The sequence below is a fragment of the Phyllobacterium phragmitis genome, assembly GCF_002980495.1.
GTDB classification, from domain to species: Bacteria; Pseudomonadota; Alphaproteobacteria; order Rhizobiales; family Rhizobiaceae; genus Paramesorhizobium; species Paramesorhizobium phragmitis.
Map to the genome: position 1 here is coordinate 1 of NZ_PVBR01000092.1, position 504 is coordinate 504.

At 63.3% G+C, this 504-nt stretch carries 1 protein-coding gene; it reads right to left on the reverse strand.

All coding sequences use genetic code 11. The features are described from left to right. Nucleotides 1-504, reverse strand: a 504-nt coding sequence (locus C5748_RS27475; RefSeq protein ID WP_245582021.1) for a GTP-binding protein, incomplete at both ends; no start/stop codon positions are given.

Sequence of the window (504 nt, forward strand, 5' to 3'; positions counted from 1 at the left end):
GCAGCTTGCGGAACATCTCCACACCCGTCACCGTCGTCGTCGACGTCGGGCGGATACCGACGATCTCGACCGTCTCGCCAACCTTGACAATGCCGCGCTCGACGCGCCCGGTCACCACCGTGCCGCGGCCCGAGATCGAGAACACGTCCTCGATCGGCATCAGGAAGGGCTGGTCGATCGGACGCTCAGGCGTCGGGATGTACTTGTCCACTTCGGCCATCAGCTGACGCACCGCGTCCTCGCCGATCTCCTTGTTGGAGTCTTCCAGAGCGGCCAGCGCCGAACCCTTGACGATCGGAATGTCGTCGCCGGGGAAATCATATTTCGACAAAAGCTCGCGCACTTCCAGCTCAACCAGTTCCAGAAGCTCGGGATCATCGACCTGATCCACCTTGTTGAGGAACACCACGATCGCGGGAACGCCGACCTGACGGGCGAGCAGGATGTGCTCGCGGGTCTGCGGCATCGGGCCGTCGGCAGCCGAAACCACCAGGATCGCGCCAT